This is a genomic window from Pseudomonas sp. AC112 (genome assembly GCF_979253545.1).
In genome coordinates this window covers 933,183-951,695 of sequence record NZ_CEEDCM010000001.1, presented here as the reverse complement: position 1 = coordinate 951,695, position 18,513 = coordinate 933,183, and the positions used below count along the sequence as shown (strand labels likewise).

General features: G+C 59.4%; 18 protein-coding genes. 7 read left to right on the top strand and 11 right to left on the bottom strand.

What is annotated here, in order from left to right; genetic code table 11:
* Positions 1-137: 137 nt before the first annotated feature.
* From AC0IYN_RS04585 to AC0IYN_RS04565, 5 genes are all read right to left on the bottom strand, one after another.
* Positions 138-1,064: a glutamate/aspartate ABC transporter substrate-binding protein gene (locus AC0IYN_RS04585; RefSeq protein ID WP_010212760.1), complete on the bottom strand. Its 927-nt coding sequence runs from the start codon at positions 1,062-1,064 to the stop codon at positions 138-140.
* Between the two features lie 325 nt (positions 1,065-1,389).
* Positions 1,390-2,928, bottom strand: coding sequence for a glycerol-3-phosphate dehydrogenase (gene glpD / locus AC0IYN_RS04580; RefSeq protein ID WP_471840657.1), 1,539 nt, complete (start codon positions 2,926-2,928; stop codon positions 1,390-1,392).
* A gap of 227 nt (positions 2,929-3,155) precedes the next feature.
* On the bottom strand, positions 3,156-3,911 hold the full coding sequence (locus tag AC0IYN_RS04575; protein ID WP_025856881.1) for a DeoR/GlpR family transcriptional regulator: 756 nt from the start codon (positions 3,909-3,911) through the stop codon (positions 3,156-3,158).
* A 95-nt stretch (positions 3,912-4,006) separates the two neighbouring features.
* Complete coding sequence (glpK, locus tag AC0IYN_RS04570) at positions 4,007-5,512, bottom strand: glycerol kinase GlpK (RefSeq protein WP_471840656.1); 1,506 nt, start codon at positions 5,510-5,512, stop codon at positions 4,007-4,009.
* Positions 5,513-5,593: 81 nt separating this feature from the next.
* Positions 5,594-6,451 (bottom strand): MIP/aquaporin family protein, encoded by an 858-nt coding sequence (locus tag AC0IYN_RS04565; protein WP_012722481.1) that lies wholly within the window; start codon positions 6,449-6,451, stop codon positions 5,594-5,596.
* On the opposite strand from AC0IYN_RS04565, the gene AC0IYN_RS04560 reads away from it, so the two are divergent.
* Both AC0IYN_RS04560 and ybaK read left to right on the top strand, forming a co-directional pair.
* The gene (locus AC0IYN_RS04560) at positions 6,450-6,602 is read left to right on the top strand and encodes a hypothetical protein (RefSeq protein WP_406599742.1); all 153 of its coding nucleotides are present in this window, start codon (positions 6,450-6,452) and stop codon (positions 6,600-6,602) included. The genes AC0IYN_RS04565 and AC0IYN_RS04560 overlap by 2 nt on opposite strands.
* 177 nt (positions 6,603-6,779) lie before the next feature.
* Complete coding sequence (gene ybaK / locus AC0IYN_RS04555) at positions 6,780-7,250, top strand: Cys-tRNA(Pro) deacylase (protein WP_406599741.1); 471 nt, start codon at positions 6,780-6,782, stop codon at positions 7,248-7,250.
* A 7-nt stretch (positions 7,251-7,257) separates the two neighbouring features.
* On the opposite strand, the gene AC0IYN_RS04550 is transcribed toward ybaK, so the two are convergent.
* On the bottom strand, positions 7,258-8,364 hold the full coding sequence (locus AC0IYN_RS04550; protein WP_457240291.1) for an ABC transporter ATP-binding protein: 1,107 nt from the start codon (positions 8,362-8,364) through the stop codon (positions 7,258-7,260).
* On the bottom strand, positions 8,361-9,281 hold the full coding sequence (argF, locus tag AC0IYN_RS04545) for an ornithine carbamoyltransferase (protein ID WP_471840654.1): 921 nt from the start codon (positions 9,279-9,281) through the stop codon (positions 8,361-8,363). The genes AC0IYN_RS04550 and argF overlap by 4 nt, the downstream gene beginning before the upstream one ends.
* 434 nt (positions 9,282-9,715) lie before the next feature.
* Here argF and AC0IYN_RS04540 point away from each other — a divergent pair, with 434 nt between their 5' ends.
* Together AC0IYN_RS04540 and grxD are read left to right on the top strand one after the other, a co-directional pair.
* Positions 9,716-11,824: a molybdopterin oxidoreductase family protein gene (locus AC0IYN_RS04540; protein WP_457267305.1), complete on the top strand. Its 2,109-nt coding sequence runs from the start codon at positions 9,716-9,718 to the stop codon at positions 11,822-11,824.
* A gap of 77 nt (positions 11,825-11,901) precedes the next feature.
* Positions 11,902-12,240, top strand: coding sequence for a Grx4 family monothiol glutaredoxin (gene grxD / locus AC0IYN_RS04535; protein ID WP_065906770.1), 339 nt, complete (start codon positions 11,902-11,904; stop codon positions 12,238-12,240).
* A 102-nt stretch (positions 12,241-12,342) separates the two neighbouring features.
* On the opposite strand, the gene bfr is transcribed toward grxD, so the two are convergent.
* Both bfr and AC0IYN_RS04525 read right to left on the bottom strand, forming a co-directional pair.
* Complete coding sequence (gene bfr / locus AC0IYN_RS04530; protein WP_010212744.1) at positions 12,343-12,813, bottom strand: bacterioferritin; 471 nt, start codon at positions 12,811-12,813, stop codon at positions 12,343-12,345.
* Between the two features lie 201 nt (positions 12,814-13,014).
* On the bottom strand, positions 13,015-13,233 hold the full coding sequence (locus AC0IYN_RS04525) for a bacterioferritin-associated ferredoxin (RefSeq protein ID WP_010564137.1): 219 nt from the start codon (positions 13,231-13,233) through the stop codon (positions 13,015-13,017).
* Positions 13,234-13,477: 244 nt separating this feature from the next.
* Here AC0IYN_RS04525 and AC0IYN_RS04520 point away from each other — a divergent pair, with 244 nt between their 5' ends.
* Positions 13,478-14,080 carry a peroxiredoxin gene (locus AC0IYN_RS04520; RefSeq protein ID WP_003172097.1) on the top strand — a complete coding sequence of 201 codons (603 nt, stop codon included), beginning with the start codon at positions 13,478-13,480 and terminating at the stop codon, positions 14,078-14,080.
* A 65-nt stretch (positions 14,081-14,145) separates the two neighbouring features.
* Here AC0IYN_RS04520 and rnt read toward each other — a convergent pair whose 3' ends face one another.
* Positions 14,146-14,817 (bottom strand): ribonuclease T, encoded by a 672-nt coding sequence (gene rnt, locus AC0IYN_RS04515; protein ID WP_010212742.1) that lies wholly within the window; start codon positions 14,815-14,817, stop codon positions 14,146-14,148.
* The gene (gene pyrC / locus AC0IYN_RS04510) at positions 14,814-15,860 is read right to left on the bottom strand and encodes a dihydroorotase (RefSeq protein ID WP_471840652.1); all 1,047 of its coding nucleotides are present in this window, start codon (positions 15,858-15,860) and stop codon (positions 14,814-14,816) included. Before pyrC ends, rnt begins: the two co-directional genes overlap by 4 nt.
* Positions 15,861-16,016: 156 nt before the next feature.
* Between pyrC and AC0IYN_RS04505 the strand changes: the two genes are divergently transcribed.
* Together AC0IYN_RS04505 and AC0IYN_RS04500 are read left to right on the top strand one after the other, a co-directional pair.
* Complete coding sequence (locus AC0IYN_RS04505; RefSeq protein WP_471840651.1) at positions 16,017-16,925, top strand: flagellar protein MotY; 909 nt, start codon at positions 16,017-16,019, stop codon at positions 16,923-16,925.
* A 129-nt stretch (positions 16,926-17,054) separates the two neighbouring features.
* The gene (locus AC0IYN_RS04500; RefSeq protein WP_010212738.1) at positions 17,055-18,272 is read left to right on the top strand and encodes an argininosuccinate synthase; all 1,218 of its coding nucleotides are present in this window, start codon (positions 17,055-17,057) and stop codon (positions 18,270-18,272) included.
* Positions 18,273-18,513: the final 241 nt, after the last annotated feature.

Here is an 18,513-nt window from a genome sequence, read left to right as displayed (position 1 = left end):
CCGCCTGGCGATGAACGCCAGGCACACGCGATCGGCTCGAAAACCGCCAGGTCGAGTGTTCCAAAGTAAAGCCAGCAGGTAGTAACAGACGCCTGAGGGAGGGTTAGGCTCCCTCAGGAGATAAGCTTAGTCAGGTATCAGATTTTTACGTCAGGGGCTGGCTTGTCGCTTGGGTTAGCGATCAGCTCCTTAACCTTGTCGCTCATCGGGAAGTTCAGGTTCAGGCCTTTTGGTGGGATCGGGCTCTCGAACCACTTGCTGTAGATCTTGTTGATTTCGCCGGATTTGTACAGGGCAACGATGGCGTCATCGACTGCTTTCTTGAAGGCTGGGTCGTCTTTACGAACCATGCACGCGTAGGCTTCGAAGGACTGCGGAGTACCGGTGATGACCCAGTCGTCCGGCTTCTTGGCCTTGGCTTCTTCACCGGCCAGCAGGGCGTCGTCCATCATGAACGCAACGGCGCGGCCGCTTTCCAGCATCTGGAAGGATTCGCCGTGGTCTTTGGCAGAGATGACGTTCATGCCCATCTGCTTGTCGGCGTTCATCGCCTTGATGATGCGCTCGGACGTGGTGCCAGCGGTGGTCACGACGTTCTTGCCTTTCAGGTCAGCGAAGTCGGCGTAGCTCGGCTTGCCATCCTTGTCTTTCTTGACCAGCAGGCGGGTGCCGATTTCGAAGATGTTGACGGTGAAATCAACTTGCTGGGCGCGTTCGGCGTTGTTAGTGGTGGAGCCGCACTCGAGGTCCGCGGTGCCGTTCTGGATCAGCGGAATACGGGTTTGCGAAGTGACCAGGTTGTACTTGGCCTTCAGGTCGGGTTTGTTCAGGTCTTTTTTCAGTTGCTCGACGACGGCCAGCTGAATGTCGTGGGAGTAGCCCACGGGTTTGCCCGAACCATCCGCGATGTAGGAAAACGGAATGGAGCTGTCGCGGTGAGCGAGAGTGATGGTGCCGGAGTCGTTGATCTTCTTCAGGGTGCCGGTGAGTTCAGCGGCGAACACTGGAGTGCTGATCAGAGCGGCAGCGATAGCTGCGCCCAGAATATGGGGAACGATGCGCATCAATACTTCCTCGACATTTGTTTTTTTTATGAAGCCGGCTAAACGGCTCTCTTGTACAGCGAATGCCCGTGACGGCTCCTGAGGCGTCCCAGGCAATCGTCCAAGAGTGTAGAGCATGAGTCGTGCCATACCTGGAATTAAAGGTTATCTGTTTGATTTATAAGAAAATTAACTTTATGTGACGGTTGGTTTTCGAGGCGTGGGTCCGGCAAACCGAATGGTGCGGTGTACGCCGTTCGGAAAACCGAATGGCGAAAGAGGGAAGCTGCAGGCATGAAAAAGCCCCTGGACCTCGCGGCACAGGGGCTTTTTTATGGCGGCCCGGTCAGGCCGCTTCAATCTTTGCGCGGTGTTGCTCGACCTTGGACAGGTAACGCTGGACGTTGTCCTGTTCTTCCGGGGTGGTGAACAGGCCGAGCTTGGTGCGACGCCACAGCACATCCTGGGGCTGGGTTGCCCATTCCTCGGTGCACAGGTAATCAACCTCGCGGGTGTACAGGCCGCCACCCAAGTGGTCGCCCAGGTCGGCCAGCGATTGCACGCCTTCGAGCAGGCGCCAGGTGCGGCTGCCGTAGGTGGTGGACCAACGGCGCGCGATCTCGCTCGGCACCCAGTCGAACTTGCTGCGGATGGCGTCAGCCAAGGCTTCTGGCGTGGTCATGTCTTCGCCGCCGGGCAGGCTGGCGGTAGCGGTCCAACTTGGGCGCATCTGGGTGAAGTAGGGGGCCAGTTGCGCCATCGCCGATTCAGCCAGTTTGCGATAGGTGGTCAGTTTGCCGCCAAACACCGACAGGATCGGCGCTTCGCCCGTGCCGCCGGACAGTGCCAGGGTGTAGTCGCGCGTGATGGCTGACGGGTTGTCGGACTCGTCGTTGCACAGCGGGCGAACGCCAGAGTAGGTGTGGACGATGTCGTCGCGGCTCAGTTGTTTCTTGAAGTGAGCGTTGACCACCTTGAGCATGTAGTCGGTTTCACCTTCGGTGATCGCAACTGCAGCCGGGTCGCCGGTGTATTCGCGGTCGGTGGTGCCGATGATGGTCAGGTGATTCAGGTACGGAATGGTGAAGACGATGCGCTGGTCTTCGTTCTGCAGGATGTGCGCGTGGGCGCCTTCGTACAGTTTCGGCACGATCAGGTGGCTGCCCTGGATCAGGCGGATGCCGTAGGGCGAGTCCAGCTTCAGGTCGTCCTTGATGAATTTGGCGACCCATGGGCCGGCGGCGTTCACCAGTGCGCGGGCACGGATCGAGAACAGGCTGCCGTCGGCGCGTTCCATGTTCATTTCCCACAGGCCCTTGCTGCGGTGTGCGCTGATGCACCGGGTCTGGGTGTGAATGTGCGCGCCTTTTTCGCGGGCGGCCATGGCATTCAGCACCACCAGGCGGGCGTCATCGACCCAGCAGTCGGAGTATTCAAAGCCTTTGGTGATTTCGCTTTTCAGCGGGCTGTCGGGGCCGAACTTGAGGCTTTTCGAACCGGCGAGCTTTTCGCGTTTGCCCAAGTGGTCGTACAGGAACAGGCCGGCACGGATCATCCACGCTGGGCGCAGGTGCGGGCGGTGCGGCAACACGAAGCGCATCTGCTTGACGATATGCGGGGCCTTGGCCAACAGCACTTCGCGTTCGGCCAGGGCTTCGCGCACCAGGCGGAATTCGTAATGTTCGAGGTAGCGCAGCCCGCCGTGGATCAGCTTGCTGCTGGCGGATGACGTGTGGCTGGCCAGGTCATCCTTTTCGCAAAGGAATACCGACAAACCGCGCCCGGCTGCGTCTGCTGCAATGCCGACGCCATTGATCCCGCCACCGATAACGGCAACGTCATAGACTTCGGCAAGCGGTGGGGCAGGCAAGGTAGAAGGGTTCATCGGCTGGCCTCGCGATCTTTTCGTATTGGAATTCGAACATTAATGTTCATTTGCGAAAATGGTAGCTGATAAACGCGCGCGCAGCCACCTGACTTCGATTGAAAAAACTCATCGAAGCGGCGAGAAAGGAAAATTTGTGAACATAAAACGGTAGGAGCCGGCTTGCTGGCGATCGCGTCCGTGAGATCGCTATCGCCGGCAAGCCGGCTCCTACGAGGTGGGGGGTGTTACACGACTTCCAATCGAACCTTATGCTGGCTCAACAGCTGCACCAGCGCCGGCACTGGCTGCTGGTCGGTCACCAGGCAGTCCACCAAGCTGATCGGGCCCAGGCGAATCATGGCGTTGCGCCCGAATTTGCTTGAGTCCGCCGCCAGGATCACCTGGCGTGCATTGGCGATAATCGCCTGGGATACGCGTACTTCCTGGTAATCAAAATCCAGCAGGCTGCCGTCTTCATCGATACCGCTGATACCCACCAACGCAAAGTCGACCTTGAACTGGTTGATGAAGTCGACACTCGCCTGGCCCACCACGCCACCATCACGGCGCACATTGCCACCGGTGAGCAGCACGTCAAAGTCGTCCTTGGCACTGAGCATGGTGGCGACGTTGAGGTTGTTGGTGATGATTTTCAGGTGGTTGTGGTTGAGCAGCGCGCGGGCGATGGATTCGGTGGTGGTGCCGATATTGATGAACAGCGAAGCGTGATCGGGGATCTGCGCAGCGATGGCTTCGCCGATGCGCTGTTTCTCGTCGCGCATCTGGTCGGCCCGCATGGCGTACGCGGTGTTTTCGACACTGGAATCATAGGCCGCGCCGCCGTGGTAGCGGCGCAGCAGATTGGCGTCCGCCAGTTGGTTGATGTCGCGGCGGATGGTTTGCGGGGTGACAACGAATAGCTGCGCCATTTCCTCGATACTGACGTAGCCGCGTTCGCGGACCAGTTCGAGGATTTGTTGTTGGCGGGGAGGCAGATTCATGGGGCGTCCTTTGGGCTGCCATACAAAAGTGGCCCATGATGACGCAGGAATCCGCTCCCTGCCAGTTACAACCCTATATGGGTCCGGCGCTTGGCTTATTCAGCGCCTTCGTGCGGTTCCCAGTCACGGGTGCGAATGACCGCTTTTTGCCAGCCGGCGTAGAGTTTTTCCTTGGCCGCTTCGTCCAGCTGCGGTTCGAATTCGCGTTCGATCACCGCCTTGCCGCGCAATTCGTCCAGGCTGCCCCAGAAGCCGCACGCCAGGCCGGCCAGGTAGGCGGCGCCGAGTGCGGTGGTTTCACGCATCTGTGGGCGCTCGACCTGGGTGCCGAGGATGTCGGCCTGGAATTGCATCAGGAAGTTGTTGGCCACCGCGCCGCCGTCCACACGCAAGGCCTTGAGGCGTTCGCCGGAGTCCTGTTGCATGGCGTCGAGCACGTCGCGGGTCTGGTAGGCAATCGATTCCAGCGCTGCACGGATGATGTGATCCACGCGTACGCCACGGGTGAGGCCGAACAGTGCGCCACGGGCATACGGGTCCCAGTACGGAGCGCCCAGGCCGGTAAAGGCTGGCACCAGGTAGACGCCGTTGCTGTCCTTGACCTTGCCGGCGAAGTATTCGGTGTCGGTGGCATCGGCGATGATCTTCAGCTCGTCACGCAGCCACTGCACAGTGGAACCGCCGTTGAACACGGCGCCTTCCAGGGCGTAAGCCACTTCGCCGCGCGGGCCGCAGGCGATGGTGGTGAGCATGCCGTGCTTGGATTTCACCGCCTTGTCGCCGGTGTTCATCAGCAGGAAGCAACCGGTGCCGTAGGTGTTCTTGGCTTGGCCGGCTTCGACGCACATCTGGCCGAACAGTGCCGCTTGCTGGTCACCGGCGATACCGCCGATGGCGATGCCGCTCTTGGTGCGACCGTAGATTTCCGAGGAGGATTTGACTTCCGGCAGCATTTCGCGCGGTACGTCGAGGATCTCCAGCATCTTCGCGTCCCACTCCAGGGTGTGGATGTTGAAGAGCATGGTGCGCGAGGCGTTGGTGTAGTCGGTGACGTGGGTCTTGCCGCCGGTAAATTTCCAGATCAGCCAGCTGTCGATGGTGCCGAACAGCAGTTCGCCGTTGCGCGCACGCTCGCGGCTGCCTTCAACGTTGTCGAGGATCCACTTGAGCTTGGTGCCGGAGAAGTACGGGTCGGTGACCAGGCCAGTGGTGTCATTGATGTATTGCTCGTGGCCATCGCGCTTGAGCTGCTGGCAGATCTCGGTGCTACGGCGGCACTGCCAGACGATCGCGTTGTAGATCGGGCGACCGGTGACTTTGTCCCACACCACGGTGGTTTCACGCTGGTTGGTGATGCCGATGGCAGCAACCTGGTCATGGTGCAGGCCGGCCTGTGCCAGCGCTTCGACCATCACCGCACTCTGGGTGGCGAAGATTTCCATAGGGTCATGCTCGACCCAACCGGCTTGTGGGTAATGCTGAGTGAATTCACGCTGGGCGGTGCAGACCACGTTGGCGTCACGATCGAAGATGATCGCGCGGGAACTGGTGGTGCCCTGATCAAGGGCAATGATGTAGTTCTTATTCTGAATGTCGGTCATGTCGATTGCCTTGGACGGAAAATAAGGAAGTAAGGAATCAGCCGGGTCCGCAAAGAGGCAGTGGGGACCCGGCCGGCGGTATCAGGAAATACGCGTCTTGCCGTTGACAGCCGTGTCAGGTGTTTCTTCAGCTATAGCAGGTGCGGCGCTCGGCAGGTGGCGGGCAATCAGCCCGCGATAGGCCGCAGCACCGAGGCATGCACCCACAATCGGCGCGAAAATCGGCACCAGGAAGTAAGGAATATCGCGGCCGCCCGTAAAGGCCATTTCACCCCAGCCAGCGAAAAAGGTCATCAGCTTGGGACCGAAATCCCGCGCCGGGTTCATCGCAAAGCCAGTCAGTGGGCCCATTGCGCTGCCGATCACGGCGATCAGCAGGCCAATCAGCAGCGGGGCCAACGGGCCGCGGGGCAGGCCGTTGTTGTCATCGGTCAAGGCCATGATCACGCCCATCAGGATGGCGGTGATGACCATTTCCACCAGGAACGCCTGGGCAGTGCTCAGCAGCGCATGGGGATAGGTGGAGAACACCGACGCCAATTCCAGGCTGGCCTGGGAGCCACGCACCATATGGTGGGTTTGTTCGTAATCGAAAAACAGATTGCTGTAGAGCGTGTAGACCAAGGCCGCCGAGCAGAAGGCGCCGGCGATCTGAGCGAGGATATAGAAGGGCAGTTTGCGCTTTTCGAAGTCAGCGAAAATACACAGCGCGATGCTGACGGCCGGGTTGAGGTGGGCCCCGGAAATACCGGCGCTCAGGTAGATCGCCATGCTGACGCCAACCCCCCAGATGATACTGATCTCCCACAAGCCAAAGCTGGCACCCGCGACCTTGAGCGCAGCGACACATCCTGTACCGAAGAAGATCAGAAGCGCAGTCCCCAGGAACTCGGCCATGCATTGGCTCGAAAGTGAAGGCTGTTGAAGAGCAGTTGTCATGGAAAACCTCAGTTGTTGTTCTTGTCTGGCGCACGACCTCAACGGGCCGTTGCGCGATTTTCACCGTGGCAAGGATCCCCATCCCGGCCACGGCCTGCTGCTCGAATACGTCGGGACTATTCCTACAGTATTCGGAAACGAAAAAATATAGACAAGAATGACGGCTGTCAAAGGTCGAAAGTGAACTGTCGGTCACTTTCAAACTATTGGTTTGGTGAATGATCACGCTTGGCACATTTTGTGTGTACCGCAAGAGAGTGCGGACTAGAGCGTTTTATGTGGGCTTGGCCTAGAATTGGCCATCTGTTTGCCACGCCTCGGAGCCGCCATGACGCCCGCATTGGACCTGTTGAAAAAAGTTCGCGCCGAACATCGAATCCACAGTTACGAACATGACCCCAAGGCTGCGTCGTATGGGCTGGAAGCCGCGGAGAAATTGGGCCTCGACCCGGCGCAGGTGTTCAAGACCTTACTGGCTAGCAGTGAGAAAGGTGAATTATTGGTGGCAGTGGTGCCGGTCGTCGGAAGTCTGGACCTGAAGGCCCTGGCGCAGGCGGCAGGCGTCAAGAAAGTCGAAATGGCCGACCCGGCGGCGGCGCAGCGTTCAACCGGTTACCTGTTGGGCGGCATCAGCCCGTTGGGGCAGAAGAAGCGTTTGCGCACGTTTATCGATGTGACGGCGCAACCCTTTGCAACGATTTTTGTAAGTGCGGGGAGAAGGGGCTTGGAAGTTGAATTGCCGGCGGCTGTGCTGGCTGAACATACCCAGGCCAAATTCGCAGAAATTGGCCGGGCATGACCGGGCGTTATACCGGGCTGTAGCGTCTCACGCCGGATTCGACTTGAGGAATCTGCGCGGCGGTGCTGCCTGAGGCCTGGAACAGCACCAGGTGTTCGGCGGCCACACGGATCCCCACATCCGCGCCGACCTGATGGTCGGCATGGCTCGGGAAAATCGACTCCAACTGCGCGCCGGTCGGCAGTTGCAGGCGGTACAAGGTCGACGCGCCGAGGAAGGTCTTGCCGACGATCCGCGCTTTCAAGCCGCTGTCCGGGGCGTAGACGATGTCGTCCGGGCGCAGTAGCACGTCCACCGCGCCGCCGGTGGGCCAGGTGTAGGCGCGGTTGCCGCGCAACTCACCCAGCTCGGTGCTGACCGATTCCGGCGAACTCAATTGGCCACGGATGAAGTAACCCTGGCCGATAAAGCTGGCGACGTAGGGCGTCTGCGGTTCGTGATAGAGGTTGTAGGGCGTGTCCCACTGTTCAAGCCGGCCCTCTTTGAATACGCCGACCTGATCGCTGACGGCAAAGGCTTCTTCCTGGTCGTGGGTCACCAGGATCGCACTGGTGCCGCGTGCCTTGAGAATGTCGCGCACCTCGTGGCTGAGCTTGCGCCGCAACTCGCCATCAAGGTTGGAGAAGGGTTCATCCAGCAGCAGCAACGCCGGCTCTGGCGCCAGGGCACGGGCGAGGGCAACGCGTTGTTGCTGGCCACCGGAAAGCTCATGGGGAAAACGCTTGCCCAGGTTCTTCAGGTTCACCAGTTCCAGCAGTTCGGCGACCACACGGTCTTTTTGCGGGTGCTTGCGAATGCCGAAGGCAATGTTGTCGGCCACGCTCAAGTGAGGAAACAGCGCGTAGTCCTGAAACACCATGCCGATGCGACGTTTCTCCGGTGCCAAGGTGAACCCGGCACTGGAGATCACTTCGCCCGCCAGGCTGATTTCACCTTCGTGCACCGGTTCAAACCCGGCAATCGCCCGCAGCGTGGTGGTCTTGCCGCAGCCCGAAGACCCCAGCAGGCAACCGATGTCGCCGGCGTTGAGGTGCAGATTGAGGTTCTGCACCACCCGTTGATCTTGATAGCCGCATGCCAGATTGCGCAGGTTCAGCAGTAATGAATGGCTCATGCGTGGTGGTACGACGGCGGAACGAGGAATTCGAGCAGCGCCTTTTGCGCGTGCAGGCGGTTTTCAGCCTGGTCCCAAGCGACCGAACGCGGGTCGTCGAGCAGGTCGAGGCTGATCTCTTCACCACGGTGGGCTGGCAGGCAGTGCATGAACAGCACATCCGGCGCGGCCAGGTCGAGCAGGGCGCGGTTCACTTGATACGGCGCGAACAGGGCCAGGCGCTGGGTGGTCTCGTCTTCCTGGCCCATGGAGGTCCAGACGTCGGTGCTCACCAGGTGCGCGCCGATCACCGCGTCACGTGGGTCGCGGACCAGGGTCACGCGGTCGCCGGCCTGGGCCAGGAAGCGCGCGTCAGGCTCGTAGCCTTCCGGGCAGGCAACGCGCAGGTGGAAGTCGAACTGGATGGCGGCTTCTATATAGCTGTTGCACATGTTGTTGCCGTCGCCGATCCAGGCCACGGTCTTGCCCTGGATCGAGCCACGGTGCTCAAGGAAGGTCTGCATGTCGGCCAGCAACTGGCACGGGTGCAGGTCATCGGACAGGCCGTTGATCACTGGCACGCGGGAGTTGGCGGAAAATTCGGTCACGGTGCTGTGGGCAAAGGTACGGATCATCACGGCGTCGAGCATGCTCGACATCACCTTTGCACTGTCGGCGATCGGCTCGCCACGCCCCAGTTGGGTGTCACGCGAGGACAAGAAGATGGCTTGGCCACCCAGTTGGATCATGCCGGCTTCGAAGGACACGCGGGTGCGGGTCGACGACTTCTCGAAAATCATGCCGAGCACGCGGTTTTTCAAAGGCTCGAACAGTACGCCGCGGTTACGCAGGTCTTTAAGCTCAATGCCTCGACGGATCACGCTGACCAGCTCTTCGGGCGTGCAATCCATCAGGGAGAGAAAGTGCCTTGCGCTCATCATTAACTACCTTTTTGCAACAGACCGCAGATACTCAAAGCCTTGTTTATTGTGACAACGGGCGAGACCTGCGGCGAAAGCCGCACGGGGCGACGAAATAGGGGAAGGCGCGATCTTATAATTAAATGTCGCGTCTTACCAATAGGGCTACGGTTTTTAGGGGTGTTCAAGCAGGGCGCCGGAGCGCTTTTGAAGACGAATACCAGACAGCAGCGGGTCATTTGTACACTGGCGTCACAGCCTTTTGCAATGCGCGAAGGCGGCTGCGGGCCAGGCTGAGTCGGTTTCAGCGTGGCTGTGCGAAGTTTCTGAAACATTTGCTCATGCTTAGCCATGGCCGGGCCTGATGCTTGTCGATTCACGGCACTGACGTTGGTGGTGCCTTGGCCTTCAGCGGCCCATAGTGGAATCAAAGCCCTGATAAGAGACTGGCCATGACCAAGACTCTCCACCACCGTGCCTGCCATCTGTGTGAAGCCATCTGCGGCTTGACGCTCGAAACCACCCAGGCCGACGACGGCAGCCTGGCGATCACCTCGATCAAGGGCGACGCCCAGGACAGTTTCAGCCGTGGGCATATCTGCCCCAAGGCCGTGGCGCTGCAGGATATCCAGAATGATCCCGACCGCCTGCACCAGCCCATGTTGCGGGTCGGTAGCGAATGGCAGCCGATTGCGTGGGAAGACGCCTTCGCGCTTGTAGCCGAACGGTTGTCAGGCATCCAGGCGCAGCATGGGCAGAATGCGGTGGCGGTGTACCAGGGCAACCCCAGCGTGCACAACTATGGGTTGATGACCCACAGCAACTACTTCCTGGGCCAGTTGAAGACGCGCAATCGGTTTTCCGCCACCTCGGTTGACCAATTGCCCCACCACCTCACCAGTTACCTCATGTACGGCCATGGTCTGTTGCTGCCCATCCCGGACATCGACCACACCGACTTTATGCTGATCCTGGGCGGCAACCCACTGGCGTCCAACGGCAGCATCATGACCGTGCCCGATGTGGAGAAGCGTCTCAAGGCGATCCAGGCGCGGGGCGGCAAAGTGGTAGTGGTCGACCCTCGGCGCAGCGAGACGGCGGCGATGGCCGACCAGCATCTGTTCGTGCGTCCAGGCGGTGATGCGGCGTTGTTGTTCGGCGTGCTCAACACCTTGTTTACCGAAAGCCTGACCCGCGACAGCCATCTGCCGGTTGAAGGCCTTGAGGATGTACGCCGTGCCATCGCCGGCTTCACCGCCGAGGCCATGAGCCGTCAGTGTGCAGTGCCTGCCGAGCAGATCCGCCAGCTGGCGCGGGACTTTGCCGCTGCCGACAAGGCGGTATGTTACGGGCGCATGGGCGTTTCGACCCAGGCGTTCGGCACCCTGTGCCATTGGCTGGTGCAATTGATCAACCTGGTGACGGGCAATCTGGACCGTGTCGGTGGGGCGCTGTGCACCACACCGGCGGTGGATCTGGTGGCATCCACCGGTGGTGGGCATTTCAATCGTTGGCAGAGCCGGGTTTCCGGGCGCCCGGAATACGGCGGCGAGCTACCGGTTTCGGCGTTGGCCGAAGAAATGCTCACCGAAGGCGAAGGGCAAATCCGTGCCCTGGTGACAGTGGCAGGCAACCCGGTGCTATCGACCCCCAACGGCCGGCAACTGGAGCAAGCCCTGGATGGCCTGGAATTCATGGTCAGCATCGACCTCTATATCAACGAGACTACGCGGTATGCCGACCTGATCCTGCCGTCCACGTCGGCGCTGGAAAACGATCACTACGACACGACTTTCAATATGTTCGCGGTGCGTAATGTCACTCGGTTTAACCGGGCGATTCTGCCCAAGCCCGCGGACGCGCTGCATGACTGGGAGATCTTCGTCGGCCTGGCCCAGGCGTTTGCCGCACAGACCGGCACGACGCTCAAGCCCACGATGCCGCCTTCGCACATGATCGATTTCGGCCTGCGCGCCGGGGTGTACGGTGATGCCTCCAGCCATAAGTTATCCGTGGCGATGCTGGCGGATCATCCCCACGGCGTGGATCTCGGGCCGTTGCGGCCCAACCTTGCCGCACGTCTGAAAACCACTGATGGCAAGGTGCAAGCGGCACCGGCGGTGATCCTCGCCGACCTGGCGCGTTTTGCGGCGCAGCCGATGCCCCTGGCCGACGAACTGCTGCTCATCGGTCGTCGTCATGTACGCAGTAATAATTCCTGGATGCATAACTATCACCGGCTGGTGAAAGGCAAGCCGCGCCATCAATTGTTGATGCACCCGGATGACCTCGCCAGCCGGCAGCTGAATGATGGCCAGCGTGTGCGCGTGAGTTCGCGCATCGGCATGATCGAAGTGGAAGTGGTCGCCAGCCTGGACATGATGCCTGGCGTGGTCAGCCTGCCTCACGGTTGGGGCCATGGACGACCGGGTGTGCAGATGACGATTGCCAGCGGACAGCCAGGGGCGAGTGCCAATGACTTGACCGACGAGCGGCAGTTGGATGAGTTATCCGGCAATGCGGCGTTGAATGGCGTTCCTGTGCAGGTAGCAGCCGCCTGAGCACCAGGCTGGAATTTTGCGTTACAATGCGCCACCGTGCCGACCTGTGAGTCGCAAAGTTCCAGCCGAGGTGTTCCATGGATATCATCGAAACGATCAAAGAGCAGATTGCCAACAACACCATTCTGCTTTACATGAAGGGCGCGCCCAACGCTCCTCAGTGCGGTTTCTCCGCGAAGGCGTCCCAGGCCATCATGGCGTGTGGCGAGAAATTCGCTTACGTGGATATCCTGCAAAACCCTGAAATCCGCGCCAACCTGCCAAAGTATGCCAACTGGCCTACGTTCCCACAGCTGTGGGTAGCCGGTGAGCTGGTCGGCGGTAGCGACATCATTGTTGAGATGGCGGCTGATGGTTCGTTGCAGGCGCTGATCAAAGAAGCAGCGGCCAACGCCGCAGCCAAGACCGACGCGTAATTGTGTAGGCGCCGGCAAGCTGGCGCCTACCCGTCATCGGTCAATAAAAAGCCCCGCTTCTCGTAAGAGAGCGGGGCTTTTTTGTACCGGCGCGCTGAGGGCTTATTCGCCCATCTGCGATTGCAGGTAGTTTTCCAGGCTGACCTTGTCGATCAGGCCCAGTTGGGTTTCCAGCCAGTCGATATGCTCTTCCTGGTCTTCGAGGATGTCTTCCAGCAGCTCACGGCTGCCGAAGTCGCCCTTGGTCTCGCAGTGAGCAATGGCGGCCTTGAGGTCGCTGTGGCTCTTGCGCTCGAAACCCAGGTCGCTGCCAAGCATTTCCTGGGTGTGCTCGCCGATGTTCAGCTTGCCCAGGTCCTGCACGTTTGGCAGACCCTCCAGGAACAGGATGCGCTTGATCAACGCGTCAGCGTCTTTCATGGCCTTGATGGATTCTTTGTATTCGCGCTTGCCCAGCTTTTCCAGGCCCCAATCGTCATACATGCGCGCATGCAGAAAGTACTGATTGATCGCGACCAGTTCATTGGCAAGGATTTTGTTGAGTTGCTGGATGACTGAGATGTCGCCTTTCATGACTGGGGTCCTGCCCTGTAATCGCTGTGTATAAGGCGGAGTTTGAGCGGCCAATTCCCTAGTGTCAAACCTAAGTTATTGAATAATAAATGAAAATTAATCGGAATAAGAATGTTTGTGTTCCGCGTCTTGACGCTAACTAATTGAATTGCGGGCATAAAAAAACCGGACACTAAGTCCGGTTCTTTAAAACACGCCCAATCAGGCGTGTGTAAATTCTGCTGAGTAGGGGAGTGCGGCCTGGGCTGTCTGCAGCTGCGTCAGGGTTTCCCGTACCACTTGCTTGGCGAGGCAAGCACATTTACCGCACTGGCTGGCAACGCCTGTGGTTTCACGCACTTCCTTGTAGCTGCAGCAACCTTCATAGATTGCTTCGCGGATTTGTCCGTCGGTGACGCCAGTACAGAGGCACACATACATAAGGGAGAACCGTCGCGGGTTTAAGGCTTAAGTGCGATGGATCTTAATGTTAACGAGAATGATTGTCAAAGTAGATTCGTAGGGTATTCGCTGGCACTGCGCCCGCACTGACGAACGGTTTTTTCAGTGTATGATGGTCGGTCTTCACGAAGCGTGACTGCGTCACAGGGCTGTCGCCGAAACACGGCAGACTCAAGGCCGGTCCTTTTACTTCAATCGTCACCCCTACATCAGGAGATATCCAATGAGCGTACTCGTCGGCAAACAAGCCCCGGATTTCGACGTCCCAGCCGTCCTCGGCAATGGCGAAATCGTTGACAGTTTCAAACTGTCTGAAGCCATCAAAGGCAAATACGGCCTGGTGTTCTTCTACCCGCTGGACTTCACCTTCGTCTGCCCGTCCGAGCTGATCGCTCTGGACCACCGCATGGACGATTTCAAGGCGCGCAACGTTGAAGTGGTAGCCGTTTCCATTGACTCCCATTTCACCCACAACGCCTGGCGCAACACTGCCATCAACGATGGCGGCATCGGCAAGGTCAAATACACCATGGCTGCCGACATGAAGCACGACATCGCCAAGGCCTACGACGTTGAATCCGAAGGCGGCGTGGCGTTCCGTGGCGCATTCCTGATCGACGACAAAGGCGTGGTTCGCTCCCAGATCATCAACGACCTGCCACTGGGTCGTAACATGGAAGAGCTGATCCGTCTGGTCGACGCCCTGCAATTCCACGAAGAGCACGGCGAAGTCTGCCCTGCCAACTGGAAAAAAGGCGACAAAGGCATGAACGCTTCGCCAGAAGGCGTTGCGGCTTACCTGACCGAGAACGCTGGCAAGCTGTAAGCCAGGTTCGAGGTACAAAAAAACCGGCCTGAGAAGGCCGGTTTTTTTATGCGCGGGAGATCACCTCAATCATTGAAGTCTTCCCAGCCGCCCATGTCTTTCCAGCGGTTGACGATGCCGCAGAACAGCTCGGCGGTTTTCTCGGTGTCGTAGCGGGCCGAGTGAGCCTCACGCCCGTCAAAGTCGATACCGGCGGCCTGGCAGGCCTTCGCCAGCACGGTCTGGCCATAAGCCAGGCCAGCGAGGGTTGCGGTGTCGAAGCTGGAGAACGGGTGAAACGGGTTGCGCTTCATGTCCAACCGCGCCACGGCGGCGTTCAGGAAGCCCAGGTCGAAGCTGCTGTTGTGGCCGACCAGGATCGCGCGCTTGCAGCCATTGGCCTTCAACGCCTTGCGCACGCCACGGAAGATATCGGTCAGCGCCGCTTCTTCACTCACGGCCATGCGCAGGGGGTGATCAAGCTTGATGCCCGTGAATTCCAAAGCGGCGGCTTCGATATTCGCGCCTTCAAACGGCTCGACACGGAAGAAGTGGGTGTGTTCCGGGAACACAAAGCCCTGTTCATCCATGCCGATGGTGGTCGCGGCGATTTCCAGCAGCGCGTCGGTGGCGCAGTTGAAACCACCGGTTTCTACGTCGATGACAACCGGCAGATAGCCGCGGAACCGCTCGGCCATCGGGTGACGGGAGCCGCCACCACTGTGCTCGTGTTCGTCATCGTAATGGTCTTCACTCACTTGCTTTCCTCCAGCAGGCGCCAGCGCAGTGTTTCACCGGCGCGCAGCGGGATAACAGTCAGCTCGCCAAACGGCAGGCTGGCGGGGGCGGTCCAATCTTCACGGACCAGGATGATGCGGTCGGTATTCGCTGGCAGGCCGTAGAAACGCGGACCATTGAGGCTGGCGAACCCTTCGAGCTTGTCCAGCGCATTGCGCTGTTCGAACGCTTCGGCGTACAGCTCGATCGCGGCATACGCGGTATAGCAGCCGGCACAGCCGCACGCGGCTTCTTTCGCGTGTTGGGCGTGAGGCGCGGAGTCGGTGCCGAGGAAAAACTTCGGATTGCCGCTGGTCGCCGCATCCAGCAAGGCTACCTGGTGGGTGTTGCGCTTGAGGATCGGCAAGCAATAGAAGTGCGGCCGGATCCCGCCCACCAGCATGTGGTTGCGGTTGTACAACAGGTGGTGCGCGGTGATGGTCGCGCCGACGTTGGCCGAGGCCTCGGTGACGAACTGCACGGCATCGGCGGTGGTGATGTGCTCGAACACCACCTTGAGGGTCGGGAACAACTCCACCACACGGCGCATATGCTCGTCGATGAAGATCTTCTCGCGATCGAACACGTCGACATCGCCACGGGTGACTTCACCGTGGATCAGCAGCGGCATACCGACTTCCGCCATGGCTTCGATGGCCGGCAGGATCTTGTCGATACTGGTCACGCCGGAATCGGAGTTGGTGGTCGCGCCGGCCGGGTACAGCTTGGCGGCGTGCACGAAGCCGCTGGCCTTGGCCTCGCGAATTTCTTCGGGCTGGGTGCGGTCGGTGAGGTAGAGCACCATCAGCGGTTCAAAGCGGCTGCCGGCCGGCCGAGCAGCGAGGATACGCTGGCGGTAGGCATCGGCTTGCTCGGCGTTACGCACCGGAGGTACCAGGTTAGGCATGATGATGGCGCGGCCAAACGTGCGCGCTACATCGGCCACGGTGTGGGGTAACGCAGCACCATCGCGAAGATGAATATGCCAGTCGTCGGGACGCAGCAGGGTCAGGCGGTCGGACATTGGGGATTCCAGGCGGGTCAATCTGGTGGGAATGCTACCGGAAAAGACTCTTGCAGGCACTCGCTATCAAGTTTTGCAGGATGCAACCGATAGCCTTTTGTATGCCTTATCGATGTATGACGCTTTGAAGTGTTGTAGAAACCAGTGGAGCCTCCCGTGCGCCAGCATTATCTAGCCCTGCTCAGTGTGTTCGCCAGCCTGCCTGCGATGGCCCTCACGTTCCAGACACGTCTGGAGAATATTGAGTGGAAGGTAGAAGGCGACCAGTTCGAGTGCCGCCTGACCCAGCCGATCACCGACTTCGGCTCGGGTGAGTTCGTGCGCCGGGCCGGTGAGCAGGCGACGTTTCGTCTGAAAGCCTATAACGGCTCGCTGGGCGCAGGCTCGGCGACCTTGCTGGCCGCCGCTGCCCCTTGGCAGCCGGGGCGCGGAGATATCAACCTTGGCGCCGTGCGTGCCGGCAGCGGCGACGTCTTGTTCAACAGCTCCCAGGCCCAGGCCGGGCGCCTGTTCACGGGGCTTCTGGAAGGGCGCAGCCCGACTGTCCGCCACTACGGGCGTGAGGGTGGCTACTCGGAAATTCGCCTGTTGCCGGTGAAATTCAACAAGGCCTTTAACGACTATCAGCTGTGCACCACCAAGCTGTTGCCGATGAATTACGACCAAGTCAAGCAGACCGAAGTCGGGTTCCCCGGTGGTGGTATCGAACTGGACGCGGCGGCCAAGAAGAAGCTCGACGTGATCCTCGCGTTCATGAAAGCCGATCCCTCCGTCAACCACATCGAGTTGAACGGCCATTCGGACAACAGCGGCAACCGCTTGACCAACCGCGACGTCTCGCGCCGCCGTGGCCTGGCAGTCATGGACTACTTCAAGGCCAACGGTATCCAGGAATCGCAGATCACCCTGCGTTTCCATGGCGAAAGCTACCCACTGGCGCCGAACACCAATGCGGCCAACCGGGCACGCAATCGTCGCGTGAATATTCAGCTTGAGCGCGTGGCTACCCCCGAGAAACCGGCTCCTACGGCCACCGGCCCGGGCAACCCTGCGCACACCTCCTAAAGGGCGACCATCGGTCGCCCGCTCGACATAATCTGTCGCTTTATCTTCATTTGCTGTCGCGCCCCTGTAAATTCACGGTTTTGGTCGGTAGAATCGACGCCTTTCCGTACAACCCCGTGGAGTGATGGCATGGCCGACGTAAACAAGGTCGTTCTCGCGTATTCCGGCGGCCTGGACACTTCGGTGATCCTCAAGTGGCTGCAGGATACTTATAACTGTGAAGTGGTGACCTTCACCGCTGACCTGGGTCAGGGCGAAGAGGTCGAACCTGCACGTGCCAAGGCGCAAGCCATGGGCGTGAAAGAGATCTACATTGACGACCTGCGCGAAGAGTTCGTCCGCGATTTCGTTTTCCCGATGTTTCGCGCCAACACCGTCTACGAAGGCGAGTACCTGCTGGGTACCTCCATCGCACGTCCGCTGATCGCCAAGCGCCTGATCGAAATCGCCAACGAAACCGGCGCCGACGCCATTTCCCATGGCGCGACTGGCAAGGGCAACGACCAGGTGCGTTTCGAACTGGGTGCCTATGCACTCAAGCCAGGCGTGAAAGTGATTGCCCCGTGGCGTGAATGGGACCTGCTGTCCCGTGAAAAGCTGATGGATTACGCTGAAAAGCACGCGATCCCGATCGAGCGTCACGGCAAGAAGAAGTCCCCGTACTCGATGGATGCCAACCTGCTGCACATCTCCTATGAAGGCGGCGTGCTGGAAGACACCTGGACCGAGCACGAAGAAGACATGTGGAAGTGGACCGTCTCCCCGGAGAACGCTCCCGACAAGCCGCAATACCTGGAACTGACCTACCGCAACGGCGACATCGTCGCATTGGACGGCGTCGAAATGACCCCGGCCACCGTGCTGGCGACCCTGAACCGTATCGGTGGCGAACACGGTATCGGCCGTCTCGACATCGTCGAGAACCGTTACGTGGGCATGAAGTCCCGTGGCTGCTACGAAACCCCAGGCGGCACCATCATGCTGCGCGCCCACCGCGCTATTGAGTCCATCACCCTGGACCGCGAAGTGGCTCACCTCAAAGACGAGCTGATGCCCAAGTACGCCAGCCTGATCTACACCGGCTACTGGTGGAGCCCTGAGCGTCTGATGCTGCAACAGATGATCGACGCCTCCCAGGTCCACGTGAACGGCGTTGTGCGCCTGAAGCTGTACAAGGGCAACGTGATCGTTACCGGTCGCAAGTCCGATGAATCGCTGTTCGACGCCAACATCGCCACCTTCGAAGAAGACGGCGGCGCCTACAACCAGGCGGACGCAGCGGGCTTTATCAAGTTGAATGCACTGCGCATGCGCATTGCAGCCAACAAAGGTCGCTCGTTGTTCTAAGTCTCGGCGCACTATAAAGAATGGCCCCTTGTTCAAGGGGCCATTTTTTTTGGCTGTGGATTTTGTGGTGGGTTGTGGTGTTTATATTTTTTAAACATGCGTTGATGTTTTCCTAAGCCCCTTTCTTTTTCAATGGTTTTGAATGAATTTTTGTTTAAAGGATGTAGGGGGAATGAAATTTTTACATCTGCATAGGAACTAGTCTTACAGAAAATTCACTCATGAAAGTACGGCGAATATA